This is a genomic window from Sediminibacillus albus, assembly GCF_900101125.1.
Classification (GTDB): domain Bacteria; phylum Bacillota; class Bacilli; order Bacillales; family Amphibacillaceae; genus Sediminibacillus; species Sediminibacillus albus.
Genome location: NZ_FNFL01000003.1, coordinates 71,649 through 94,504, shown reverse-complemented (window position 1 = coordinate 94,504; position 22,856 = coordinate 71,649). Strand labels below are relative to the sequence as shown.

Genomic DNA, 22,856 nt, shown 5'->3' with positions numbered 1-22,856 from the left:
CTTTGTAGAAAGGGTGGTGAGACGGCGTGGCTTCTCTTAGAGATATCCAAAACCGGATAAACTCAACCAAAAAAACAAAGCAAATTACCAACGCGATGCAGATGGTATCTGCTTCCAAATTGAACAAGGCAGAACAAAATGCTAAATCCTTCGTTCCATACAGCGATAAAATCCAGGAAGTTGTGGCAAGCATTGCTAACAGCGGCGAGGATTCGAATCATCCAATGCTGCAGGCTCGCGAAGTGAAGAAAACAGCTTATTTTGTCATCACATCTGACCGTGGTTTGGCTGGAGCTTATAACAGCAGTATTTTACGGAAGGTTTACCGGACAATTCAAGAGAGACATCAATCAACTGATGAATATACAGTGATTGCAGTTGGCCGTGTCGGCCGGGACTTCTTTGCCAAGCGCGGCATGCCGATTGCCAGAGAAATTACTGGTCTTGCCGACCAACCGGATTTTGCTGATATAAAAGATTTAACTTCAGAAACGGTCCAAATGTACCTTGATGAAGAAATTGATGAACTGAACATCTATTACAACCACTATGTAAGTGCTATTTCACAAGAGGTGTCGGCGAAAAAACTTCTTCCTTTGACAGATGTAAGTGCCGAAGGAAAGCAGTTAAGTACGTACGAATATGAACCAAATCAGGAAGAAATTTTGGAAGCTCTTTTGCCGCAATATGCGGAAAGTTTACTTTATGGGGCCTTACTTGATGGAAAAGCTAGTGAGCATGCTGCAAGGATGACGGCGATGCAAAGTGCTACAGACAATGCCAATGATCTCATCGACGATCTTTCATTGTCATACAACCGTGCACGGCAAGCGGCAATCACTCAGGAAATAACAGAAATTGTTGGTGGAGCAGCAGCGCAAGAATAGCTCCATTATAGCTAGTTAGGAGGGAAATCGATGAGCAAAGGACGCGTTACCCAAATTATGGGACCTGTCGTGGACGTAAAATTCGAAAGCGGACAGCTTCCCGAAATCTATAACGCATTGAGCGTTCAATATGAAACACAAGATGACAATGAAGCAAGCAGCGATCTTATCTTGGAAGTTGCTTTGCACCTGGGAGACGATAGTGTTCGTACCATCGCTATGTCATCTACTGAAGGTGTCAAGCGTGGAACAGAGGTAGCTGATTTAGGTGCACCGATTTCAGTACCTGTCGGCGATGTGACCCTTGGTCGTGTATTTAACGTCTTAGGCGGGAATATCGACCTTGATGAGCCATTGGCCGCAGACACTCGCCGCGACCCAATCCACCGCCAGTCGCCTAAGTTTGAAAACCTAGCGACAGAAACTGAGATTTTGGAAACAGGAATCAAAGTTGTTGATTTGCTTGCTCCATATATCAAAGGTGGAAAAATCGGTTTGTTTGGTGGAGCAGGTGTTGGTAAAACTGTACTTATACAGGAACTTATCAATAACATAGCTCAGGAACATGGCGGTATCTCCGTGTTTGCCGGCGTGGGCGAACGTACACGGGAAGGGAACGACCTTTATTATGAAATGAAGGACTCCGGTGTTATTACCAAAACAGCAATGGTGTTCGGACAAATGAACGAGCCGCCTGGTGCGCGTATGAGAGTAGCATTGACAGGGTTGACCATGGCTGAATACTTCCGCGATGAGCAAGGACAGGATGTATTGTTATTTATCGATAACATTTTCCGTTTCACGCAAGCAGGTTCAGAGGTGTCAGCACTTTTAGGCCGTATGCCTTCTGCTGTTGGTTACCAGCCGACACTTGCTACTGAAATGGGACAATTGCAAGAGCGGATTACTTCAACGGATAAAGGATCAGTAACATCAATTCAGGCAATTTACGTGCCAGCTGATGACTATACTGACCCAGCACCGGCAACGACTTTTGCCCATTTGGATGCAACTACTAACTTGGACCGGAAACTGTCCGAGCAAGGTATTTATCCTGCGGTTGATCCGTTAGCGTCTACGTCACGTGCGCTAGACCCTGAAGTAGTTGGGGAAGAGCATTATGAAGTAGCTCGTGAAGTACAGCGGACATTGCAGCGCTATAAGGAATTACAGGATATCATAGCGATTCTCGGGATGGACGAGTTGACGGACGAAGACAAGCTTACCGTTTCTCGTGCACGGCGCATCCAGTTTTTCCTATCGCAAAACTTCCACGTAGCCGAACAGTTCACTGGACAAAAAGGTTCTTATGTACCAGTCCAAGAAACAGTAAAGGGCTTCAAGGAAATTTTGGACGGAAAATACGATGATGTTCCAGAGGATGCTTTCCGTTTGGTTGGACGTATCGAAGAAGTAGTTGAAAAAGCCCAATCAATGGAGTGATTTAACTAATAAACGCCAGCGAGGCTGCGCATTTGTTTATTAAAAGATACGAATGATGCAGCCTTGAGGCGGATTCAGAAATAACGGCTGATGAATTAGTATTTTATCCCAGCCCGAGGAGGGGTTTCATTGAAAACACTAATTGTGAGTGTTGTCACTCCTGATGGCCCTGTAATGGAAGATTCATACGAAATGGTTAGTTTAAAGGCTGAGAATGGGGAGCTGGGAATACTGCCCGGACATATCCCACTTGTGGCGCCCTTAACTATCGGGGCCGTTCGTCTAAAAGGCCCAGAGCAGACAAACAGGCTTGCAGTTAATGGCGGCTTTGTTGAGGTACGCCCTGATAAGGTAACTATCCTGGCGCAGTCTGCTGAAAAACCTTCTGACATCGACGTAGAACGGGCTCGGAAAGCGAAAGAGCGTGCCGAGAGACGCCTGCAAACTAAACAGGACGATATTGACTTCAGAAGGGCTGAACATGCGTTGAGACGAGCAATTAATCGTTTAGACGTTATTGAAAACAGCTAACTATCATAATTAAGTGATTTGTATCGAAGACTTTAATGCCTTTATTGGTTTTAAAGTCTTTTTTTTATTCTGAAAAAACCATAAATGTTCCGTTTTTAAATTTTTTTACTAAACACCACTCCCGCCCCCGATTCTTACTCTTGAATCTATGAGCTGTCTTGCAGGCGCCGAACCGCCAGCACCGCAACACCAGAGAGGTGTCGTTATTCCCCGGGAAATATCGAAAATATGCTTAATTTCCCTTTTAGCGACATTCTTCTTATACAGGAGGCTCTTTTATCTATAGCCTAGCCAGTTTCCTTTGACGGGAAATTATCAGGTTTAGGAAATAAAAAATAAAGGTAAAAGACTACCAGAAACAATGATGCACCGTTGACATTTCTTTTTGTCCGTGGCAATGTTTTACTAGTGAACAAAAAAAGCGACAAAGAGAAAAGGTGTGATCCAATTGATGCAATCACTAGGACAACAAGCGCTTGTCAGTATGATTTCTCATTTAATTTTTATCATTATCACGTGGAGGGTTTTGCAAGGGATAAATCTTGATCCTCTTATTAAAAAAGGACGCGTTTTTGAAGGGACATTATTATTAATTTTTATCACAGTAGCAATCGGCACAACAGTCAGCAGGTTCTTCTTGGACTTCCTGCAATGGTCACAGCAGTTAATCTTTCTTTTTTAATGATTAGTGACCATTAAGAAGTGTTTTAATTGAATATAGGTGTCAATTAATGACGAGAAAAGAACCGTATGTTTTTTTATTCTCCGGTCAATACTTGTGAAAGGGTACAAACCCAACTTCATAAGATAAAGGAGATAAATAAAAATGAAAGCAAGGTTCTTTCTCATCATCACCATAGGATTTTTCCTTTCTATAAACCAATTTAGCGCAACTGCAGAGAACAACAAGCTGGACTGGTTAACCAAGATTGCTGCGGAGGAAGAGCTTGCAGTTAAACAATGGCAGGTAGTCCTTAAAGAGCAAATCAATGCTGGCCAGGCCAAAGAGATTGCCAGAAAGATAGAAACAGTCCTCCCTGCGTCCGATTTCAAAATAGAGGAAACCGAAGTAGCAGAAAAAATTAAAATAACCAACCTCCACAAAAGTTCAGGTATTGCCGAAACCTTTATTATGGTTAAGCCGAAACAAGAGGAAGCGGCAACACAGATTAGTTATTCTGTTAAAGGTAACGCGTGGAACGAGCAGGCGAAATCTTATTATTCTAGTAAACTAGGACTAGTGACTAATGAATTATTTACAGAAAGTTATAAAGAATTCTCTTGTATCTCTCTGCAAACAAATGGTAAAATAAATAGTGTTTATTTTTTTGAAAAATTTGTAGAAAAATTAGATGTTCAAACACTAGATGAGATACAGGAAAAAGATTTCACCGTCCTATCGGGGTATACGCCTATCTGGGAAGAAACAATCCCTGGTAAGGACAGCCTAATGAATATACAGATAGCTGCTCGCGGAGATGTGAGCGGCAATACTACCATCACAATAGGAACACCTATCATAATTACTGAATATTAATATAGTGAAATTGGACGCAGAGGAGAATGAGCAGTGGAAAAAATCATCGTCCGTGGTGGGAGGCAGCTAAATGGTACCGTGAAAGTAGAAGGTGCCAAGAATGCCGTACTGCCTGTCATCGCAGCAAGTATTATTGCAAGTGAAGGAAAGAGCACTATTCATGAAGTACCAGCACTAGCAGATGTAAGAACGATCAAAGAAGTATTAAGCAATATGAATGCAGATATCAGCATTTCAAATAATACAGTAACAGTAGACGCATCACAGCCGCTTAAGACTGAAGCACCTTTCGAATTTGTAAGGAAGATGAGGGCATCTGTACTTGTATTAGGCCCATTGCTGGCTAGATACGGACATGCGAAGGTTGCTATGCCTGGAGGGTGTGCGATAGGCTCCCGGCCAATTGATTTGCATTTGAAAGGCTTTGAAGCTATGGGAGCTAAAGTGCATGTTGGCAATGGATTTGTAGAAGTGCACTCGGAAGGACGTTTGCAGGGAGCTAAAATATACTTGGATGTGCCAAGTGTCGGAGCAACCGAAAACATTATCATGGCTGCTGCCTTGGCAAAAGGAAAAACGGTTCTTGAAAACTGTGCCAAAGAACCTGAAATTGTTGACTTAGCTAATTTCTTAAATAAAATGGGTGCCAAAGTAGTTGGCGCTGGTACAGAAACCATTCGAATCGAAGGAGTAGAAACACTCCATGGTGTTGAACACACCATTATTCCTGACCGCATCGAAGCAGGAACCTTTATGGTTGGTGCAGCTATAACAGGCGGTAATGTATTAGTACAAGGAGCAGAGACAGAGCATTTGCGTTCTTTAGTATCCAAAATGGAAGAAATGGGCGTTTATATTAAGGAAGAGGAAGATGGTTTGCGGGTAATCGGGCCGAAAAAACTGAAAGCAACCGATATTAAAACCCTTCCTCACCCAGGTTTCCCTACAGACATGCAATCTCAAATGATGGCATTGATGTTAAGAGCTGAAGGTACAAGTGTCATCACGGAAACAGTTTTCGAAAATCGCTTCATGCATGTCGAGGAATTTCGACGTATGAATGCCAAGCTTAAAATTGAAGGTAGAAGTGTGATCGTTGAAGGTCCGACAGAGCTACAAGGAGCAGAAGTAGCTGCTACTGATTTACGCGCTGGTGCTGCCCTTATTCTTGCCGGGTTGACTGCTGAGGGTTATACCCGTGTAACAGAATTGAAGCACATTGACCGCGGCTATGTCGATTTGGCAGAAAAGTTTGCTTCCTTAGGTGCTGATGTCGAACGTGTCAACGATGATGGAGAAGTTGTCATTAATCCTGAAAAACAGCAACAAACCTCTGTATCATAATTTTATATTGGAAAGAGCTATCTGGAAAGGGACCGATACCCCATAGCTGCTAGATTAAATACTAATCTGGCACGTGGCTGTCCTTAAGGATAGCTCTTTTTTTGTGCGAAAGTTTAAATATCTCCTCTGTCAGCTGAGGAAAACCACCAGACCTGACAAATTTTAAATTGTCCGTTGAAGGGGAATATTTTCGGGTAAGCTATCATGGAACCTTCCTATTTATATAAGGATGTTAATCGATTAAATCATACAATGTAGGGGTACAGGGTATAGATGTAAAAAAACGAATTTTTATAAAGTAAAAACGAAAGGAGAGATAGGATGGATAAGCGGGAGAAGAAAGTGCAGAATCAGGAGAACCATTCTCATAAACAGGAGAACGGCCAAACAAGTCAGCAAACACACGAGAAGGACAGCTCTGATCATTCACAAGGCCACAGCGGACACGGAGGCTCCAGTCATTCTCAAAGCCATGAGGAGCATGGCGGACATGGCCATGAAGGGCATGGAAGCCACAATCACCATGATCATGGGGATATGATTGCTGACTTTAAGCGCCGCTTCTATCTTTCCCTGGTCATTACCATACCGATCCTTCTCCTCTCACCGATGATCCAGGATTTCCTTGGTGTGGATTGGCGGTTTGCTTTAGACCAATACCTGTTATTTATTTTATCGACTTTTGTCTTTTTTTATGGCGGATGGCCATTTATTACCGGAGCGATTAGCGAAGTCAAAGAAAAAAACCCTGGTATGATGACGCTTATTGGATTTGCCATTTTTGTCGCCTATGGATATAGTACGCTGACAGTCTTTGGTTGGGAAGGAAGAGACTTCTTTTGGGAATTGGCTACCCTGATAGACATTATGCTATTGGGCCATTGGATTGAAATGCGTTCTGTAATGGGAGCGTCCAATGCACTTGAAGAGCTGGTGAAACTCATGCCTGGAACAGCCCATAAGCTGTCTGATGAAGATCAGGTACAAGATATTCCGGTAGCTGAATTGAATAAGGGCGATCGGGTGCTTGTAAAACCGGGGGAAAAGATCCCTGTCGATGGTATTATCTTAAAGGGAGAGTCGGCATTAGATGAATCGATGCTGACAGGTGAATCGGTTCCTATTGAAAAGTATCAGGACGATGAAGTAATTGGCGGATCCGTTAATAAAGAAGGGTCCTTGACTGTTCAGGTAACAAAAACAGGTGAAGAATCCTACTTGTCCCAAGTAGTGACACTTGTTAAGGAAGCACAGGAAACCAAATCGAAAACCCAGAATTTTACGGACAGGGCTGCCAAATGGCTGTTTTATCTGGCTTTAGCAGCAGGTTTTACAACACTGGCAATCTGGCTGATGCTTGGCTATGCTTTTGATGTCGCGTTAGAACGGATGGTTACTGTCATGGTAATTACTTGCCCGCACGCTTTAGGCTTAGCTGCCCCTTTAGTTGCAGCTGTTTCGACATCTATTTCGGCCAAACAAGGTTTATTAATTCGAAATCGTACCAATTTTGAAGAGGCTAGGAACCTTAACGCTATTGTCTTTGATAAAACAGGTACACTGACAAAAGGCGAATTTGGCGTAACCGATATTGTCCCATCAGAAACTTATTCGAAGGAAGACGTATTAAGCTGGGCTGCAAGTGTGGAACAAAGTTCTGAGCACCCGATAGCAGCTGGGATTGTGGGTGAGGCTGAATCACGTAATCTTCCATTAAAGCAAGTCAAAGATTTTCAGTCCATTACCGGAAAAGGCATAGAAGGTTTGGTTGAAAACCAAAAGATCAATGTTGTCAGCCCTGGATATGCAAGTGAACATCAAATTAAATATGACCACGTCCATTATAGCGAACTGGCTTCTGAAGGAAAAACAGTAGTATTTGTTCTTTTAGAAGAAAAGATGGCTGGCATGATTGCCCTTGCAGATATGGTTCGGGAGTCGGCAAAAGATGCGATTGCTGCCTTGAAGGAACAGGACATCCAAACGATGATGCTTACCGGCGATAATCAAAAGGTGGCACACTGGGTAGCTGGACAATTGAATATCGATGAGGTTTATGCAGAGGTATTGCCAGACGAAAAAGCCGACCAAGTGACGAAAATTAAAGAAAAAGGCTGGAAGACAGCTATGACTGGTGATGGCGTCAACGATGCACCTGCTTTGGCTACGGCCGACTTAGGGATAGCTATCGGGGCAGGCACGGACGTCGCGATGGAAACAGCAGACGTCGTTCTTGTAAAGAGCAACCCTCATGATGTGGTTAACTTAATCGATTTATCGAAAAAAACGTATAAAAAAATGGTTCAGAATCTATGGTGGGCTACAGGTTATAATATAGTGGCCATCCCCCTTGCAGCAGGAATTTTAGCCCCGGTAGGGATTGTCTTAACACCGGCAGCGGGGGCATTGTTGATGAGCTTGAGCACGGTGATTGTAGCGATTAATGCAAAACTGCTTAAACTATAAATAAGAACAGATTGAATGCGGCCCCGCAGAAGCGAAACCTTCTGTGGGGCTTTGTATTGCCTGTATAAGCTGCAAACTTGTCTAGACCAAATTAATTATTTAAATTTTTTAAAAATTGTGTTATTATTATCAAAAGTTTAATAAGGCAACACCGACGCCAAAAGAAGGAGCCTGTAGTTATGAATTTGTTTTTATCAGTAGATATGGAAGGGATCACCGGTTTGCCGGATCACACGTATGTAGACTCGCACAAGCTCAACTATGAAAGAGCTCGCCGGATAATGACCGAAGAAGCAAACTATGTGATTGAGGCAGCTTACAAATTCGGCTGCGAGGAAATCCTTGTCAATGACAGCCATTCAAAAATGAATAACCTTTTAATTGACGAAATTCACCCAGAAGCATCCCTTATCACAGGAGATGTCAAACCCTTCTCGATGGTGCAAGATTTAGACGAAAGCTACATAGGAGCCATGTTTCTCGGTTACCATGCCCGCGCCGGCCAAAAAGGCGTCATGTCCCATTCAATGACCTTTGGTGTCCGTAACTTTTTCATAGATGACAAGATAGTAGGGGAGCTAGGCTTCAATGCGTATGTCGCAGGCCATTTCGGTGTACCGGTGCTTATGGTGGCTGGAGATGATCAAGCATGTGCAGAAGCTGAACAATTGATTGAAAATGTAGTTACTGCTCCAGTTAAGACGACTATTTCCCGTTCGGCGGTGAAGGCTCTTTCTCCGCGAAAAGCAGGTGAATTGCTGCAAAGACAAGCCAAATCAGCTTTGGAAAAGCGTGCAAGCATTGCTCCGCTTAAGCCGCCAAAACACCCTACTTTACGCATTGAATTCACTAATTATGGTCAAGCCGAATGGGCAAGCCTTATGCCCGGAACTGAGCTAGAGCCGGGGACCACAACGGTTAAATTTGAAGCAAAGGACATCTTAGAGGCGTATCAAGCGATGCTGGTAATGACTGAACTGGCGATGCGCACAACATTCAGTTAGGAGTGGAGCCATGCTAGGATACATATTAAAACGCTTTGTGATCATGGTAGTTACCATCTTAATAATTGTAACCCTGACTTTCATTTTGATGCATGCAATTCCTGGCTCGCCGTTCAACGAGGAACGCGGTACCAGTGAAGCTGTCCAGGCCAATTTGCAGGCCCATTACCATTTGGATGAGCCATTGTATGTCCAATATCTCCTATATTTGAAATCAATTGTGACTTTTGACTTCGGCCCATCGATCAAGCAGCCTACTTCGACAGTTAATGACCTGCTTGGCAGAGGATTCCCGATTTCGCTCGAACTAGGATTGGTATCTGTTATCGTCGCAGTCATTTCCGGGATACTATTAGGAATTATTGCAGCATTAAGACATAACGGATTAATTGATTACTTTGCGATGACTATTGCTGTGCTTGGGATTTCTATTCCGAACTTTATTTTGGCTACCCAGCTGATCCAGACTTTTGCTGTTCAATTAAAAATTCTTCCAGCGGCTACCTGGTCCAGCCCTCAGCATATGGTGCTGCCGGTCCTTGCTTTGGCTACGGGTCCAATGGCCATCATTGCAAGGCTGACAAGGTCGAGTATGCTGGAAGTGCTTACACAGGATTATATCAAGATGGCTAGAGCAAAGGGATTGTCTCCCTACAAAATAGTCTTTAAGCATGCACTTAAAAATGCACTTATGCCAGTAGTTACTATTTTAGGTACTTTGCTGGCTGGTATCCTGACAGGGACGTTTGTATTGGAAAAAATATTTGCCATCCCCGGGATGGGTAAATACTTTGTGGAGAGCATCAACAACCGGGATTATCCGGTTATTATGGGAACAACCGTATTTTACAGTGCCTTTTTAATCATTATGTTGTTTTTAGTAGACATTGCCTATGGATTGCTTGACCCAAGAATCAAGCTGCATAAGAAGGAGGCGGAATAACATGAGTCTTGCGGAAGAGAAAAACCAGGAACTTCACGCTGGTTCCACCATCCCTGATGAATGGTTCCGTCCGTTGAAAAAAGAATCACAGGACGCCGAAAAGGTTTCCAGACCGTCGCTCTCGTACTGGAGTGATGCATGGCAAAGACTATTAAAAAACAAACTGGCGATGACCGGCCTGCTCTTTCTTGTTTTACTAGCATTACTGGCGATTTTCGGTCCGATTTTTTCACCGCATTCTGTCCGTGAAATTAATCTCCCTAACCAAAATATGGCTCCCTCAGCGGAACATTGGTTTGGAACAGATGAATTAGGCAGGGACGTTTTTACGAGAACATGGTACGGGGCGAGGATTTCATTGTTTGTAGGATTGATGGCAGCATTAATCGATTTCTTTATCGGTGTTATTTACGGAGGGATTTCCGGCTATAAAGGCGGCCGGGCAGATAATATTATGATGCGGATTATCGAAATATTGTACGGCCTTCCTTATTTACTAGTCGTCATACTGCTGCTAGTCGTAATGGGCCCAAGCTTGACTACCATTATTGTGGCCCTAAGTGTGACAGGATGGGTTGGTATGGCACGGATTGTCAGGGGACAGGTATTGCAGTTGAAACACTTGGAATTTGTTCTTGCCTCTCAGTCCTTTGGAGCGAAAACCCGAAGGATTATCAGGAAAAACTTGCTTCCTAATACAATGGGGCCAATCATTGTCCAGATGACACTGACGGTACCGACAGCCATTTTTGCCGAAGCTTTTTTAAGTTTTTTAGGACTAGGAATTCAGGCGCCTTATGCTAGTTGGGGTGTGATGGCCAACGACGCTTTGCCGACCATCCTTTCCGGCGACTGGTGGCGCTTATTCTTTCCGGCTTTATTTATTTCTCTAACGATGTTTGCATTTAATGTGTTAGGCGACGGACTTCAGGATGCCCTGGATCCGAAGCTCAGGGAGTGACAACAATGGAAAAAATACTAGAAGTAAAAGACTTAGAAGTAACCTTTAAAACATATGGGGGAGAAGTCAAGGCTGTCAGAGGTGTTGATTTTCACTTGATGAAGGGAGAAACGCTGGCAATTGTCGGAGAATCCGGCTGTGGGAAAAGCGTGACTTCTAATAGCATCATGCGCTTAATCCCATCTCCTCCCGGTAAAATAGCAAATGGGTCTATCGTCTATAAGGGAAGGGATATAACAAATTTATCAGATAAGGAAATGCGCAAAATCAGAGGCGTCGACATATCAATGATTTTCCAGGATCCAATGACTGCGCTAAATCCAACATTAACTATTGGCGATCAGTTGACAGAGGGCCTGAAGCAGCACCAGAACATCACCAGCGGGGAAGCAAAGAAACAAGCGCTGGAAATGATGAAGCTGGTAGGAATCCCTAATCCAGATGAGCGGTTGAAGCAATACCCGCACCAGTTCAGTGGCGGTATGCGGCAGCGAATGGTTATTGCAATGGCATTGATTTGTGATCCGGATTTACTAATTGCTGATGAACCGACCACTGCTCTGGACGTAACCATACAAGCACAAATTCTCGACCTATTCGGTAAAATCCAGGAACGGACTGGTGTTTCTATCATTCTTATTACTCATGATCTTGGAGTGGTGGCAAAAATCGCTGATAGGATAGCAGTTATGTATGCCGGGAAAATCATTGAAGTTGGATCAAAAAGGGAAATTTTTTATGACCCAAAGCACCCTTATACCCAGGGGTTGTTAAATTCTGTTCCGCGATTGGATATTGAGGAAGACAACCTCATCCCGATCGACGGGACACCACCAGATTTATTCTCACCTCCGCAAGGATGTCCATTTACAGCCAGGTGTCCTTTTGCCATGGAGGTGTGTGATAAAGTTTATCCTGCCCCTTCCAAGCTTAGTTCCACACATAAAGTGGGCTGCTGGCTGCAAGATGAAAGAGCAAAACATGTCTCAAACATAGCAGGGGCCAGGCAGTAACAATAAAAAAGGGGGATCAACATGAAAAAATGGTTATCGATTTTATTCGTTTTAATGGCTGCTTTTGTGTTGGCAGCATGTACAGCCAATGAAAGCGCCGGAGATGAGGAAGGTCAGGAAGACAAGACAGAAACGACAGACACCGGCGACGAAGCAGAAGCAAGCGGTGATAAAGTGCTGCGGTTAAACAATGGAGTAGAGCCAACCTCCTTTGACCCGCCTGAGGGCTTTGATGCCGCTTCCTGGCAGGCTTTGAATAACCTGATGGAAGGCTTGACCCGCCTGGGGCAGGACCATCAGCCAGAAGCAGCGACTGCTGAATCATGGGATATTTCCGATGATGGCCTGGAGTACACCTTCCACCTTAGGGAAGATGCAAAGTGGTCCAATGGGGACGATGTCACAGCTGGAGACTTTGTCTATGCCTGGACCCGTTTACTTGATCCTGAATCGGGATTCTCTTCTGCATTTTTAGGTTATTTCATCGAAGGCGGAGAAGCTTTTAACAATGGGGAAGGCAGTGCTGAAGACTTAGGCCTTGAAGCCGTCGACGAAAAAACTTTCAAGGTAACGTTAGCTGCACCTACCGGCTTTTTCTTAAACGTGATAACGAACCCGGCGTTTTTCCCTGTTAATCAGGCAGTCGCTGAGGAAAATCCTGAGTGGTTTGCTGAAGCTGACAGCTTTGTCGGCAACGGGCCATTTAAGCTTAGTGAATGGAACCATGACAGTGACTTTACGATGGTGAAAAATGATCAGTACTGGGATGCAGAAACCGTCAAACTGGAAGAAGTCCACTGGGCGATGGTCAACGAAACGAATACAGAGTATCAAATGTATGAAAGCGGCGAACTAGATACCACTGAAATCCCAGCTGATCTTGCTGAAGACGTGCTGGACAGTGATAATGTTGTCATTGATCCACAAGCCGGTACGCAGTTTTACCGCTTTAATGTCAATGAAGAACCATTCCAAAACAAAAAAATTCGCCAAGCCTTGGCAATGGCTGTCAATCAAGAGGAAATCGTTGAATACGTAACAAAAATGGGAGAAAAACCAGCGAAAGGCTTTGTATCTTATGGATTTGAAGACCCATCGGGAAATGATTTCCGCGAAACAAACGGTGATTTAGTAGCATATAATCCAGAGGAGGCCAAGCAACTGCTTGCTGAAGGAATGGAAGAGGAAGGGTATGACGAACTGCCCCCGATTACTTTGACCTATAACACCTCAGAAGATAACAAGAAAATCGCCGAAACAGTCCAGCAGCGGTTCCAGCAGGATTTAGGCATTGAAATCACACTGGAAAACGCCGAGTGGAATGTATTCCTGCAAGATCAAAAAGACTTAAAACATCAATTATCCCGTAGTTCATTTCTTGCTGACTATGGCGACCCAATCAACTTCCTGGAAAGCTTCGTCACCGATTCTTCCATGAACCGTACTGGTTGGTCCAATGAAGAATATGACGATTTGATCTCTCAAGCGAAGAATGAAGCCGATGAAGAAAAACGCTGGGAGTTAATGTACGAAGCAGAAAAAGTTTTATTTGAAGAAATGCCGATCATACCGGTTAATTTTTATAACCAAGTGTTCCTTCATAAAGATGAAGTATCAGGAATTGTCCGCCATCCAGTAGGTTATATGGAACTGAAATGGGCAGACAAGAACTAAAACTAGAAACCATCATGGAATAACAAACAAAAAGAACTGGCTCTTAATCACCCGCCGTACCAGCGTGAATCCAATCCGCCAGTACCAGGTGAACAGAGCCATTTCTTGTATGTAGAAAGAAAAGCGAAAGCGACCGATTAGCAGTGATAAAACTGGACTGATGCACAGGAGATAAAGGAAACACAGCGCGTAAGCGATGATGTTGACTTATCGTACGGAGCAGCAGGAAGTTCGCGAGCTGCTGGGAGCTGCAGCTGGACAATAGAAAAGCGAAAGCGCCCGATTAGCAGCGATAGAACTGGACTGATGCACAGGAGATAAAGGAAACACAGTGCGTAAGCGATGATGTTGACTTATCGTACGGAGCAGCAGGAAGTTCACGAGCTGCTGGGAGCTGTAGCTGGACAATGAAAAAGCGAAAGCGCCCGATTAGCAGCGATAGAACTGGACTGATGCACAGGAGAATTTCATAGAAACGAGGTTTACGCGATGATTTTGCCAAGACCATTACAAGCGGGGGATACAGTAGGAATCATAGCTCCAGCAAGCCCTCCCAACCTGGCTGATCTTGATGCTGGAATAGCGTTTATCAAGTCGCTCGGCTTAAACGTAAGGGAAGGCACCCATATTAGAGACACTCACGGTTATTTGGCTGGAGAAGATGCATCCCGCTTACATGATTTACATGAGATGTTCGGGGATCCTGGGATTGCAGGCATCATTTGTGTTTGCGGAGGATACGGCACAGGAAGAATAGCCTCCGATATAGACTATCAATTAATTGCAGCTAACCCAAAGGTTTTTTGGGGCTATAGTGATATCACTTATTTGCACACGGCCTTTCAGCAGCAGTCAGGACTTGTCACATTCCATGGCCCCATGATCAGCTCGGATATTGGCAAAGAAGGGTTTGCCGATTTATCGAAGCAAATGTTCCAGCAGCTCTTTGATCCAGTTAAACTCGTCTACTCAGAGAAGATTTCGCCGCTTCATGCAATCTCAGAAGGAGAGGCGCAGGGAGAGCTGACAGGAGGAAATTTGAGCCTGTTGTGCAGCACGCTTGGTACAGCTTTTGAAATTGAGGCAAAAGGCAAGCTATTGCTGATAGAGGATATCGATGAAGAGCCCTATCGGATTGACGGGATGCTAAACCAGCTCCAGCAAGCCGGGAAACTTGATAAAGCTGCAGGAATAATCGTAGGAGACTTTAAAAATGCCAACCCTAAGGACGGGAAAGCATCTTTAACACTTGATCAAGTGTTCGGGCGCTATTTTTCCGGTTTAAATAAGCCGGTTGTGAAAGGGTTCAACATCGGGCATTGCCAACCGCACTTTGCCATTCCTTTAGGGGTACAGGGCCACTTATCGAGCGCAAAGAAAACATTGGCTATTGAACCCGGGGTTTTATAAGAAGAAAACAAAAAGGAGTTTGCTGATGAGAATACAAGCAATCGAAACGAGCAGGGTAGCTGTTCCTCTAGTAAAACCGTTTAAGACAGCGTTACGGACGGTAACTGTGGCAGAGTCTGTCTATATCAAAGTGGTATGTGATGATGGGACGATTGGTTGGGGAGAGGCCCCGCCTACACACGTAATTACCGGTGACAGCCTTGCGGGTATCGAACATGCAGTCCAGCATATTATCCAGCCAGCTCTCCAGGGGAAATCTCTGTTGGCAAAAGCGGAGGTTTTTCACCTGTTAAATAAATGTTTGGTTGGAAACACCAGTGCCAAAGCGGCTGTAGACATGGCTTTATATGATTGCTTCGCACAGTTGTGCAGGCTTCCGCTTTATCAGCTGTTAGGAGGCTATCGCAGCGAGCTGGAAACCGATTTCACGGTGAGCGTCAACACACCAGATGAGATGGCGGAGGATGCCGTAGCCTATACAAATCAAGGATTTACTTGTTTAAAGGTTAAAGTGGGCAAGGACGAGATCCAAACAGATGTACGGAGAATACGGGCAATCCGTGAAAGCATCGGTTCCTCAGCACTTATCAGGCTGGATGCCAATCAGGGCTGGGGGGCAAAAGAAGCGGTCCGGGCAATTCATCAAATGGAGGATGCCGGACTTGATATAGAATTAATCGAACAACCGGTAAAAGCGCATGACATGGAAGGTCTTAAATATGTCACAGATCGTGTAGATACACCAATAATGGCCGACGAAAGTGTTTTCTCCCCGATTGATGCCCGCCGTGTTTTGGAAACCCGCAGTGCCGACCTTATCAATATCAAATTGATGAAGACAGGTGGAATAGATCGGGCTCTGGCAATCGTGAAATTAGCTGAAAGCTACGGGGTAGAATGCATGATTGGCAGTATGATTGAAACGAAGCTTGGCATTACGGCAGCTGCCCACGTGGCAGCCAGCCAAAAAAATATTACCCGCTATGACTTTGATGCTCCTTTAATGCTGGCAGAAGACACCTTGAATGGAGGTATTACTTATCAAGCGAACATTGTCCATTTGCCGCAAGGGCCTGGGCTGGGAATCAACCAAGTAAATATAGCGAGTGAAAGTGAGGGAGCGGTATGACGACAAAAGATAACGTTTGGGTGGTCAATGTGCCGGTAGCTACTTTGTGGACTTCGCCAGAGTCTCCGAGACAATTAGATGAACCAGGGATCTCTAATCCGGTTGATTTAGAAGCCTGGCTGAATCGTTTAACTTACCCACTTCGTCTCGATTTGTGCGATAAGAATTTAGTTCAGTCTCAGCTTCTGTATGGAGAACAAGTAAAAGTTATTGAAAGTAAGGAAGAATGGACACAGGTAATTATTCCAACACAACCATCGATAAAGGATACCCGTGGTTATCCAGGCTGGCTGCCTACCAGCCAAATCCAACAGACAAACAAGCAGGCATGGTCAGGATTAAGTACAGCTCAGGTAACAAGTAAACGGACGACACTGTATGACAGCAACAGTCAGCCATACCTGGAGCTAAGCTATTTAACCGAGCTTCCGGTCCTGGAAGAGGATGAATCCACGGTATGTGTTAGACTGCCTGCTGGGAGCGGTTTTTTATCTAAGGAAGATATACATATCTATCAACAAGAAATGGCAAAAGGCAGCGGTGACGATATTGTCCAAGCTGGAGAAGCTTTTCTCGGCCTTCCTTACTTTTGGGGAGGGATGAGTTCCTTCGGTTACGATTGTTCCGGCTTTGCCTATAACATGCACAAAGCGAATGGTTATCAAATCCCGCGTGACGCAACTGACCAGGCAACCATGGACGGAGAGGAAATTCCTTTAGATCAGCTGGAACCAGGAGATTTGCTGTTTTTTTCTTATGACGAAGGTAAAGGGAAACTGCATCATGTTGGTATTTATTATGGTGCAGGTAAAATGCTCCATTCCCCAACAACAGGAAAGAATGTAGAAATAACAACACTTGCGGGTACTGTTTATGAAACTGAATTATGCGGGGCCAGACGGTACTGGCAAAAGACGGAGGCCAAACAATGAAAGAAAATGGTAAATTACAAGTCAGCCATTTAAAAAAGTTTTTTCAGGTCGGCAAGGGTGAAACATTAAAAGCCGTCAACGATGTTAGCTTTGAAGTCTACCATGGGGAGACGTTTGGACTGGTAGGGGAATCAGGCTGCGGTAAATCAACGATAGGGCGAACGATTATGGGCCTTTACAATCAAACTGGCGGAGAGGTGGTTTTTAACGGAAAAAACGTCCATGAGCTGTCAGAGAGAGATAAGTTTGACTTCCACCGTAGTATGCAGATGATTTTTCAGGATCCATATGCTTCGTTAAATCCCCGTTCTACAGTTAAGGAGATTATTTCCGAGCCAATGGAGATCCACGGTCTGTATCCTAATAAACAGGAACGCCTTGATCGAGTGTATCAGCTGCTGGAAGAGGTTGGGCTCAGCAGGGATCATGCCAACCGTTATCCTCATGAGTTCAGCGGAGGCCAGAGACAACGGATTGGAATTGCACGTGCATTGGCTCTTGATCCTGAGTTTATCATCGCTGACGAGCCGATTTCGGCCTTAGATGTATCTGTTCAAGCACAAGTCGTCAACCTGTTGCGGAAGCTGCAAAAAGAAAAAGGTTTAACATATTTATTTATCGCCCACGATTTGTCGATGGTTAAGCATATTTCTGACCGCATCGGCGTCATGTATCTTGGGAACATGGTTGAATTAACAAATGGAAAAGACTTATATAAAAAGCCGCTTCACCCATACACGCAGGCATTGCTTTCGGCTATCCCTATTCCCGACCCCGATGTAGAGGATAAAAGGGAACGGACTATATTAGAAGGAGAGCTGCCAAGTCCGATTAACCCGCCAAGCGGCTGTGTGTTCCGGACGCGCTGCCCTTTTGCGATGGAAGCCTGTGCTGCAATTGAGCCGAAATGGCAGGAAGTTGAAGATGGGCACTATGTTGCGTGTCATCTTTATAATAAAGAAATACAGGATAATCCTCCGATAAAAGAAACTGTCTACTAAAACATTCCGCCAGTACACTTGCTGGCGGATTGTTGGTATTTCCAATCATATGTGGGAAGCTTGCCAAACGCCAGGTTTCCTGGCTGGGACAATCTATCACATTGTGATCCTTTTACAGAAAAAGTAGTTCTATTGTTTTTGCTTCCTGTATAGATTAATTAGTAGACAAACTAGACAAGGAGGCCGCCTATGAAGAAACTGAAGCAATCACCTTCATTCAAGTGGAAAGGTCCAAGTGTTATTATTGCCAGCCTGATTACCATTATTTTAGTTGTCCCCACGCTAATCGTTGTACCGTTCATCCAGGCCGGCGGTACCGAGAAAAGTTCCACAACATCTACGCCAAAAGAAACAGAACAAGTGGTTTTGCAGGAAAAGGATTCTGCATTTTCGGTGAAGGTTTTCCGCTCCGAAACTGAAGAAGTGGAAACCGTTCCCCTGGAATCCTATGTTACCAATGTGGTAGCCTCAGAAATGCCCGCAGAGTTTGAGTTGGAAGCATTGAAAGCCCAGGCATTGGCTGCCAGGACTTACATTGTCAACCATCTCACCGCTGAACCTGACGAAAACCCGCAAGGAGCGGATGTGACAGATACGGTCCAGCATCAGGTTTATAAAAATGATAAAGAATTGCGGGAGGCCTGGGGATCAGATTACACTTGGAAGATGAATAAAATCCTAGAAGCAGTAGCAGGAACAAAAGGGGAGATTGTTACCTACGATGACCAGCCGATTACCCCTGCTTTTTTCTCGACTAGCAATGGCTACACAGAGGACTCGGAGAAATATTGGGAAGGTGAACTTCCTTATTTGAGGAGTGTCGCCAGTCCGTGGGATAAAGAGTCACCTAAGTTCATGGATCAGAAAATCTTCACTGTAGGCGAAGTGGAACAGGCGCTGGGAGTCAGTTTCGACCCTGCTTCAGCAGCGGTTGCAGACATTGAACGTACCGCAAGCCACCGCGTTGCGAGTATCACTATTGGGGGTAAGTCGTTTAGCGGAAGGGAAGTCCGCGAAAAGCTTAACCTGCGGTCGAGTGATTTTGAATTGGAACAAAAGAAAAACCATTTAATTTTCACTACTAAGGGATACGGACATGGAATCGGGATGAGCCAATACGGAGCTAATGGAATGGCGAAAGAAGGAAAGAACTATAAGGAAATTTTACAGTACTATTACCAGGGAGCAGATATTGAGGAGATCGGCCAAACTGCTCCACAGCTTGCTTCCAATTCCTGACATAGAGAGCGCGGGATCTTCATTTATGCTGCCAAATCTGGCAGGTAAAAGACGGTCCCTTTTTTATTTTGCGGATAATATAACGTAAAAATAGGAATAAAATTTATATTTTGTCGAACATTAAATTATAAAAAATGTTTTTTAAATGTATATAACTCTCATTTTCTGCTCAGAATGATAGCTGAGGTGATGATCAATGAGAGAGGAAAATAAGAACGTTTCAAAAAATGGTTGGAAGCGTATCTTTCGCAAGAAATGGTTTTTCCCGGCACTTTACTTGACGATGGCGGCTTTGCTTTTGACAGGTGTTTTATGGTATCAAAACTTAGATACCCCTGATCAAGCATTGGACAACAACGAACCGCAGGTGGATAATATTTCTGAAAATCCATTTGATATGGGTGAAGAAGCCGAGCCAGTAGTTGAACAGCAGGAAGTAATCAAAATGCCAGTACAGGAAGAAGATCAGGCAGAGATTGTAACAAAGTTCTATGACTATAGTGCAGATAGTGAAGATCAAGAAAAAGCACTTGTTCTATACAACAATAAGTACTATCAGAGCACCGGTGTCGATATTGCTTCCCCAGAAGGTGAAAGCTTTGATGTAACGGCATCTTTAAGCGGTGAAGTCATAGAAGTTAAAGAGGATCCATTGTTGGGCAATGTAGTGAAACTTTCCCATCAAAATGACGTGACTACCTATTATGCTAGCCTGGATAAGGTTTCAGTGGAAGCTGGATCAAAAGTTCAGCAAGGCGACGTGATAGGAACTGCTGGCAAGAACTTATTCGGCCAGGCAAGCGGTACACACGTGCACTTTGAATTGCGCCAAGGGGAGAATCCAGTAAATCCTGAAGAATTCTTCAACCGTCAATTGAATGAATTGAAATCTGAGTCTTCTAACGGAAATGAAGCAGACGCAGAAGATAAAGCTGCGGAAGACAGCTCTTCAGCAGAAGAGGAAGCCGGAACCGAGGGTGACTCTTCGACAGAAAAGGAAGCTGAAACTGAGGGTAACTCTTCCACGGAAGATAGCCCAGATACAGAAGAAGACAGTGAGAATGAATCAGGAGACAGTATTTCAGAGGAGTCTTCAGCAGATGATCGCGAGTCATCTGCAGCTATGGCAAACGCATAATATAATTAGCCCCGGGAACTTTTCCCGGGCTTTTTTTATGGGCGAGAACCAGGACCTAAGGCGGAGAGTATTAATTACAACCGACACTTTTGATCTAAAACGAAAAGCCTCTTGTAGAACAAGTGAGAAATATGTAATAAAATGCCAGAAAGTGTCGAACGAATGTTCGTAATTTACTGTTGAAAAATAGAACTTATATGCGATAATTAAACTAACATGACCAGTTAGCATAGGTTTTGTCAAACGAAAGGAGGTATGCCATGAAGGAGAGCGGTGTACTCTGCAAAAAAACTGAAAGGACCGAAGTGGTGGATCCTATGTTACATAAACATTTGACTATCGAAGATTATATGAACATGATCAGCAGGGACTATCCAGAAGAAAAAGTAGTTTTTTTGACTAAGCAGTTCTGCTTAACTTCGGAGTCTGATTATGTAAAAAGGACTGGATTGGAATTCCTCTATATGAACGGTTATTATCAGGAATTGGATGATCTCATCTTAATAAATAAACAGAGTCTCAACTCTATCAACCGGAAATGGGCATATCTCTATGATTTGTTAGTGTTAAGAAAAAAAGGAACAATACCGGAACACGCGCTGCTGGAAGAGATAAATCAAATTAAAACAAATCTTGCAGAGCTGAATTGCATCGTAGGCTTCATGAAAATATACCTATATTACGACTTGAATGAATTCGAAAAGCTTGGTGATTATTTAGATCAGCAGTCTGAATTGATTAACGAAATAGAAGATAGCTTTTTATCCTCGCTTTTTTTCGTCCGTTTAAATGAAATTTTATTCACTTATTACTGGAAAAGAAACGAATTAATTTTGGCGAGGAAGTATGCATTTCAAGTATTGACAGAGTCATACTGCCAGGAAAGAAAAGCTAATATCCATATGCATCTGGGGCTGAGTTATCTTTACGATAATTATGTGCAATGTGTTTATCATCTCGATGAAGCTAAACGAATTGCCATTCTATATAATAAGGCAGTCTTGATCAGGGCAATAGAACAACAAAATTTTCCTTTTGTTTCCGCTCACTTCGGAATAATTAAAGGCATTACGACGATGGATCCGAGTGAACAAGCTCACCTTGCAATTGCAAAAGGAGACTATGAGAAAGCAAGAAAAATTTTAAAAGGCATTTCGCTGGACAGCCCATTCCGAAAATACTATTTAGGAATGGCAGAGCAGGATAAAGGGCTGCTGCTCCGTTCTTATAATGATTTTATCGTAAAAAGAAGCGACTATTTTTTTTCGCGGCTTCCATTACTGGCACTGAACAATAATAGTTTACGCCATGAGCCTTAATTAACTTAAAAGTAATTGTTCATTACCGTAACAGTTCATTCGGTAGAAGGATTACTTTTTTCCAAAGATTGCCTGACTCCAGGGGGCTACATAGAGATTAGGGCATCCAAAGGTAAAAAGCTTAATCTTTTTATATATTAAAATTCTTTAGGAGGGTTTTATCTATGGTTAAAAGATTTGTTTCATTGCTCGCTCTATTGGTAGTTTTGGCTTTGGTTCAACCGGTTGCCGCATTCGCGGAAGAAGGAAAGGCAAATCAGTATGATGCTTCTGCAGATTCACCAACATCTGAGGAAGGAACAGAAGCTCCAAAGAAAGACCCTAAAGATGAGGAACCTATCACTTTACATTACGATCCAGACTACGGCGAGATAGGTTAACCGTTAAAAGAGAATGGCTAAGATAGTCAATTGGTCGCTTTTGGCAGGAGAGCAAATATGATATAGTAATGTTGTAAGAGGAAAGGGGCTATATCATAAATTTTCTTGATGAATTACTTGCCTATGGAAATGAAGTCCGATTTGTTTTTCCTGGACATGATACTCTGCTAAAATTAAGTGAATTTAACGATACGGCGGAATTATGTGCTGGGCTGAGTTTACAACCGGAATTAATAAGATACTATCCGCTGGAACGTAAGCCTTATATAGAAATAAACCAGCGGTCAACCTCGGAATTTCTTACAGTCTATCTACAAAAAGTGAGTTAACATTTTATAACATACGTCATAAAAGCTAAAAAGCATTCCTGCAAGGGAATGCTTTTTTTATATACTAATCCACGACTTGTCACAGTGAGGGCTGTCCCTCTTTCTGCTACTTTTCGATTTTATTCATAAATGATGGCGGGGTTTAATAAAATGTTAAAAACCTAGCATTCAAGCAG

At 43.6% G+C, this 22,856-nt stretch carries 20 protein-coding genes; all 20 read left to right on the top strand.

The window, feature by feature from the left end:
- The first annotated feature begins 26 nt into the window (after positions 1-26).
- Positions 27-887: a F0F1 ATP synthase subunit gamma gene (locus tag BLR93_RS09575; RefSeq protein ID WP_093213686.1), complete on the top strand. Its 861-nt coding sequence runs from the start codon at positions 27-29 to the stop codon at positions 885-887.
- A gap of 30 nt (positions 888-917) precedes the next feature.
- Entirely contained in the window at positions 918-2,330 is a 1,413-nt protein-coding gene (atpD, locus tag BLR93_RS09570) for a F0F1 ATP synthase subunit beta (protein WP_093213683.1), read from the top strand.
- Positions 2,331-2,459: 129 nt separating this feature from the next.
- Positions 2,460-2,861 carry a F0F1 ATP synthase subunit epsilon gene (locus tag BLR93_RS09565; protein WP_093213681.1) on the top strand — a complete coding sequence of 134 codons (402 nt, stop codon included), beginning with the start codon at positions 2,460-2,462 and terminating at the stop codon, positions 2,859-2,861.
- A 448-nt stretch (positions 2,862-3,309) separates the two neighbouring features.
- Entirely contained in the window at positions 3,310-3,543 is a 234-nt protein-coding gene (locus tag BLR93_RS09560) for a DUF1146 family protein (RefSeq protein WP_093214642.1), read from the top strand.
- 144 nt (positions 3,544-3,687) lie between these two features.
- Positions 3,688-4,398 carry a YwmB family TATA-box binding protein gene (locus BLR93_RS09555; RefSeq protein WP_093213678.1) on the top strand — a complete coding sequence of 237 codons (711 nt, stop codon included), beginning with the start codon at positions 3,688-3,690 and terminating at the stop codon, positions 4,396-4,398.
- 33 nt (positions 4,399-4,431) lie between these two features.
- Complete coding sequence (murA, locus tag BLR93_RS09550) at positions 4,432-5,742, top strand: UDP-N-acetylglucosamine 1-carboxyvinyltransferase (protein ID WP_093213676.1); 1,311 nt, start codon at positions 4,432-4,434, stop codon at positions 5,740-5,742.
- 321 nt (positions 5,743-6,063) lie between these two features.
- Entirely contained in the window at positions 6,064-8,208 is a 2,145-nt protein-coding gene (locus BLR93_RS09545) for a heavy metal translocating P-type ATPase (protein ID WP_093213673.1), read from the top strand.
- A gap of 179 nt (positions 8,209-8,387) precedes the next feature.
- Positions 8,388-9,212 (top strand): M55 family metallopeptidase, encoded by an 825-nt coding sequence (locus BLR93_RS09540; protein WP_093213671.1) that lies wholly within the window; start codon positions 8,388-8,390, stop codon positions 9,210-9,212.
- 10 nt (positions 9,213-9,222) lie between these two features.
- Complete coding sequence (locus BLR93_RS09535; RefSeq protein WP_093213668.1) at positions 9,223-10,155, top strand: ABC transporter permease; 933 nt, start codon at positions 9,223-9,225, stop codon at positions 10,153-10,155.
- A gap of 1 nt (position 10,156) precedes the next feature.
- Positions 10,157-11,116 (top strand): ABC transporter permease, encoded by a 960-nt coding sequence (locus tag BLR93_RS09530; RefSeq protein ID WP_093213666.1) that lies wholly within the window; start codon positions 10,157-10,159, stop codon positions 11,114-11,116.
- Between the two features lie 5 nt (positions 11,117-11,121).
- The gene (locus BLR93_RS09525; RefSeq protein ID WP_093213663.1) at positions 11,122-12,129 is read left to right on the top strand and encodes an ABC transporter ATP-binding protein; all 1,008 of its coding nucleotides are present in this window, start codon (positions 11,122-11,124) and stop codon (positions 12,127-12,129) included.
- A 21-nt stretch (positions 12,130-12,150) separates the two neighbouring features.
- Positions 12,151-13,803, top strand: coding sequence for a peptide ABC transporter substrate-binding protein (locus tag BLR93_RS09520; protein WP_093213661.1), 1,653 nt, complete (start codon positions 12,151-12,153; stop codon positions 13,801-13,803).
- A 489-nt stretch (positions 13,804-14,292) separates the two neighbouring features.
- Complete coding sequence (locus tag BLR93_RS09515) at positions 14,293-15,213, top strand: S66 peptidase family protein (protein WP_093213658.1); 921 nt, start codon at positions 14,293-14,295, stop codon at positions 15,211-15,213.
- Between the two features lie 25 nt (positions 15,214-15,238).
- Positions 15,239-16,342 (top strand): mandelate racemase/muconate lactonizing enzyme family protein, encoded by a 1,104-nt coding sequence (locus BLR93_RS09510; protein WP_093213655.1) that lies wholly within the window; start codon positions 15,239-15,241, stop codon positions 16,340-16,342.
- Positions 16,339-17,274, top strand: coding sequence for a C40 family peptidase (locus BLR93_RS09505; RefSeq protein ID WP_093213652.1), 936 nt, complete (start codon positions 16,339-16,341; stop codon positions 17,272-17,274). Before BLR93_RS09510 ends, BLR93_RS09505 begins: the two co-directional genes overlap by 4 nt.
- Positions 17,271-18,275 (top strand): ABC transporter ATP-binding protein, encoded by a 1,005-nt coding sequence (locus tag BLR93_RS09500; RefSeq protein ID WP_093213650.1) that lies wholly within the window; start codon positions 17,271-17,273, stop codon positions 18,273-18,275. Before BLR93_RS09505 ends, BLR93_RS09500 begins: the two co-directional genes overlap by 4 nt.
- A gap of 189 nt (positions 18,276-18,464) precedes the next feature.
- Positions 18,465-19,514 carry a stage II sporulation protein D gene (gene spoIID / locus BLR93_RS09495; protein WP_093213647.1) on the top strand — a complete coding sequence of 350 codons (1,050 nt, stop codon included), beginning with the start codon at positions 18,465-18,467 and terminating at the stop codon, positions 19,512-19,514.
- 196 nt (positions 19,515-19,710) lie between these two features.
- Positions 19,711-20,652, top strand: a complete 942-nt coding sequence (gene spoIIQ / locus BLR93_RS09490) for a stage II sporulation protein SpoIIQ (protein WP_093213645.1) — start codon at positions 19,711-19,713, stop codon at positions 20,650-20,652.
- Between the two features lie 260 nt (positions 20,653-20,912).
- On the top strand, positions 20,913-21,971 hold the full coding sequence (locus BLR93_RS09485) for an AimR family lysis-lysogeny pheromone receptor (protein WP_093213643.1): 1,059 nt from the start codon (positions 20,913-20,915) through the stop codon (positions 21,969-21,971).
- 164 nt (positions 21,972-22,135) lie between these two features.
- The gene (locus tag BLR93_RS09480) at positions 22,136-22,351 is read left to right on the top strand and encodes a hypothetical protein (protein ID WP_093213641.1); all 216 of its coding nucleotides are present in this window, start codon (positions 22,136-22,138) and stop codon (positions 22,349-22,351) included.
- Positions 22,352-22,856 lie beyond the last annotated feature (505 nt).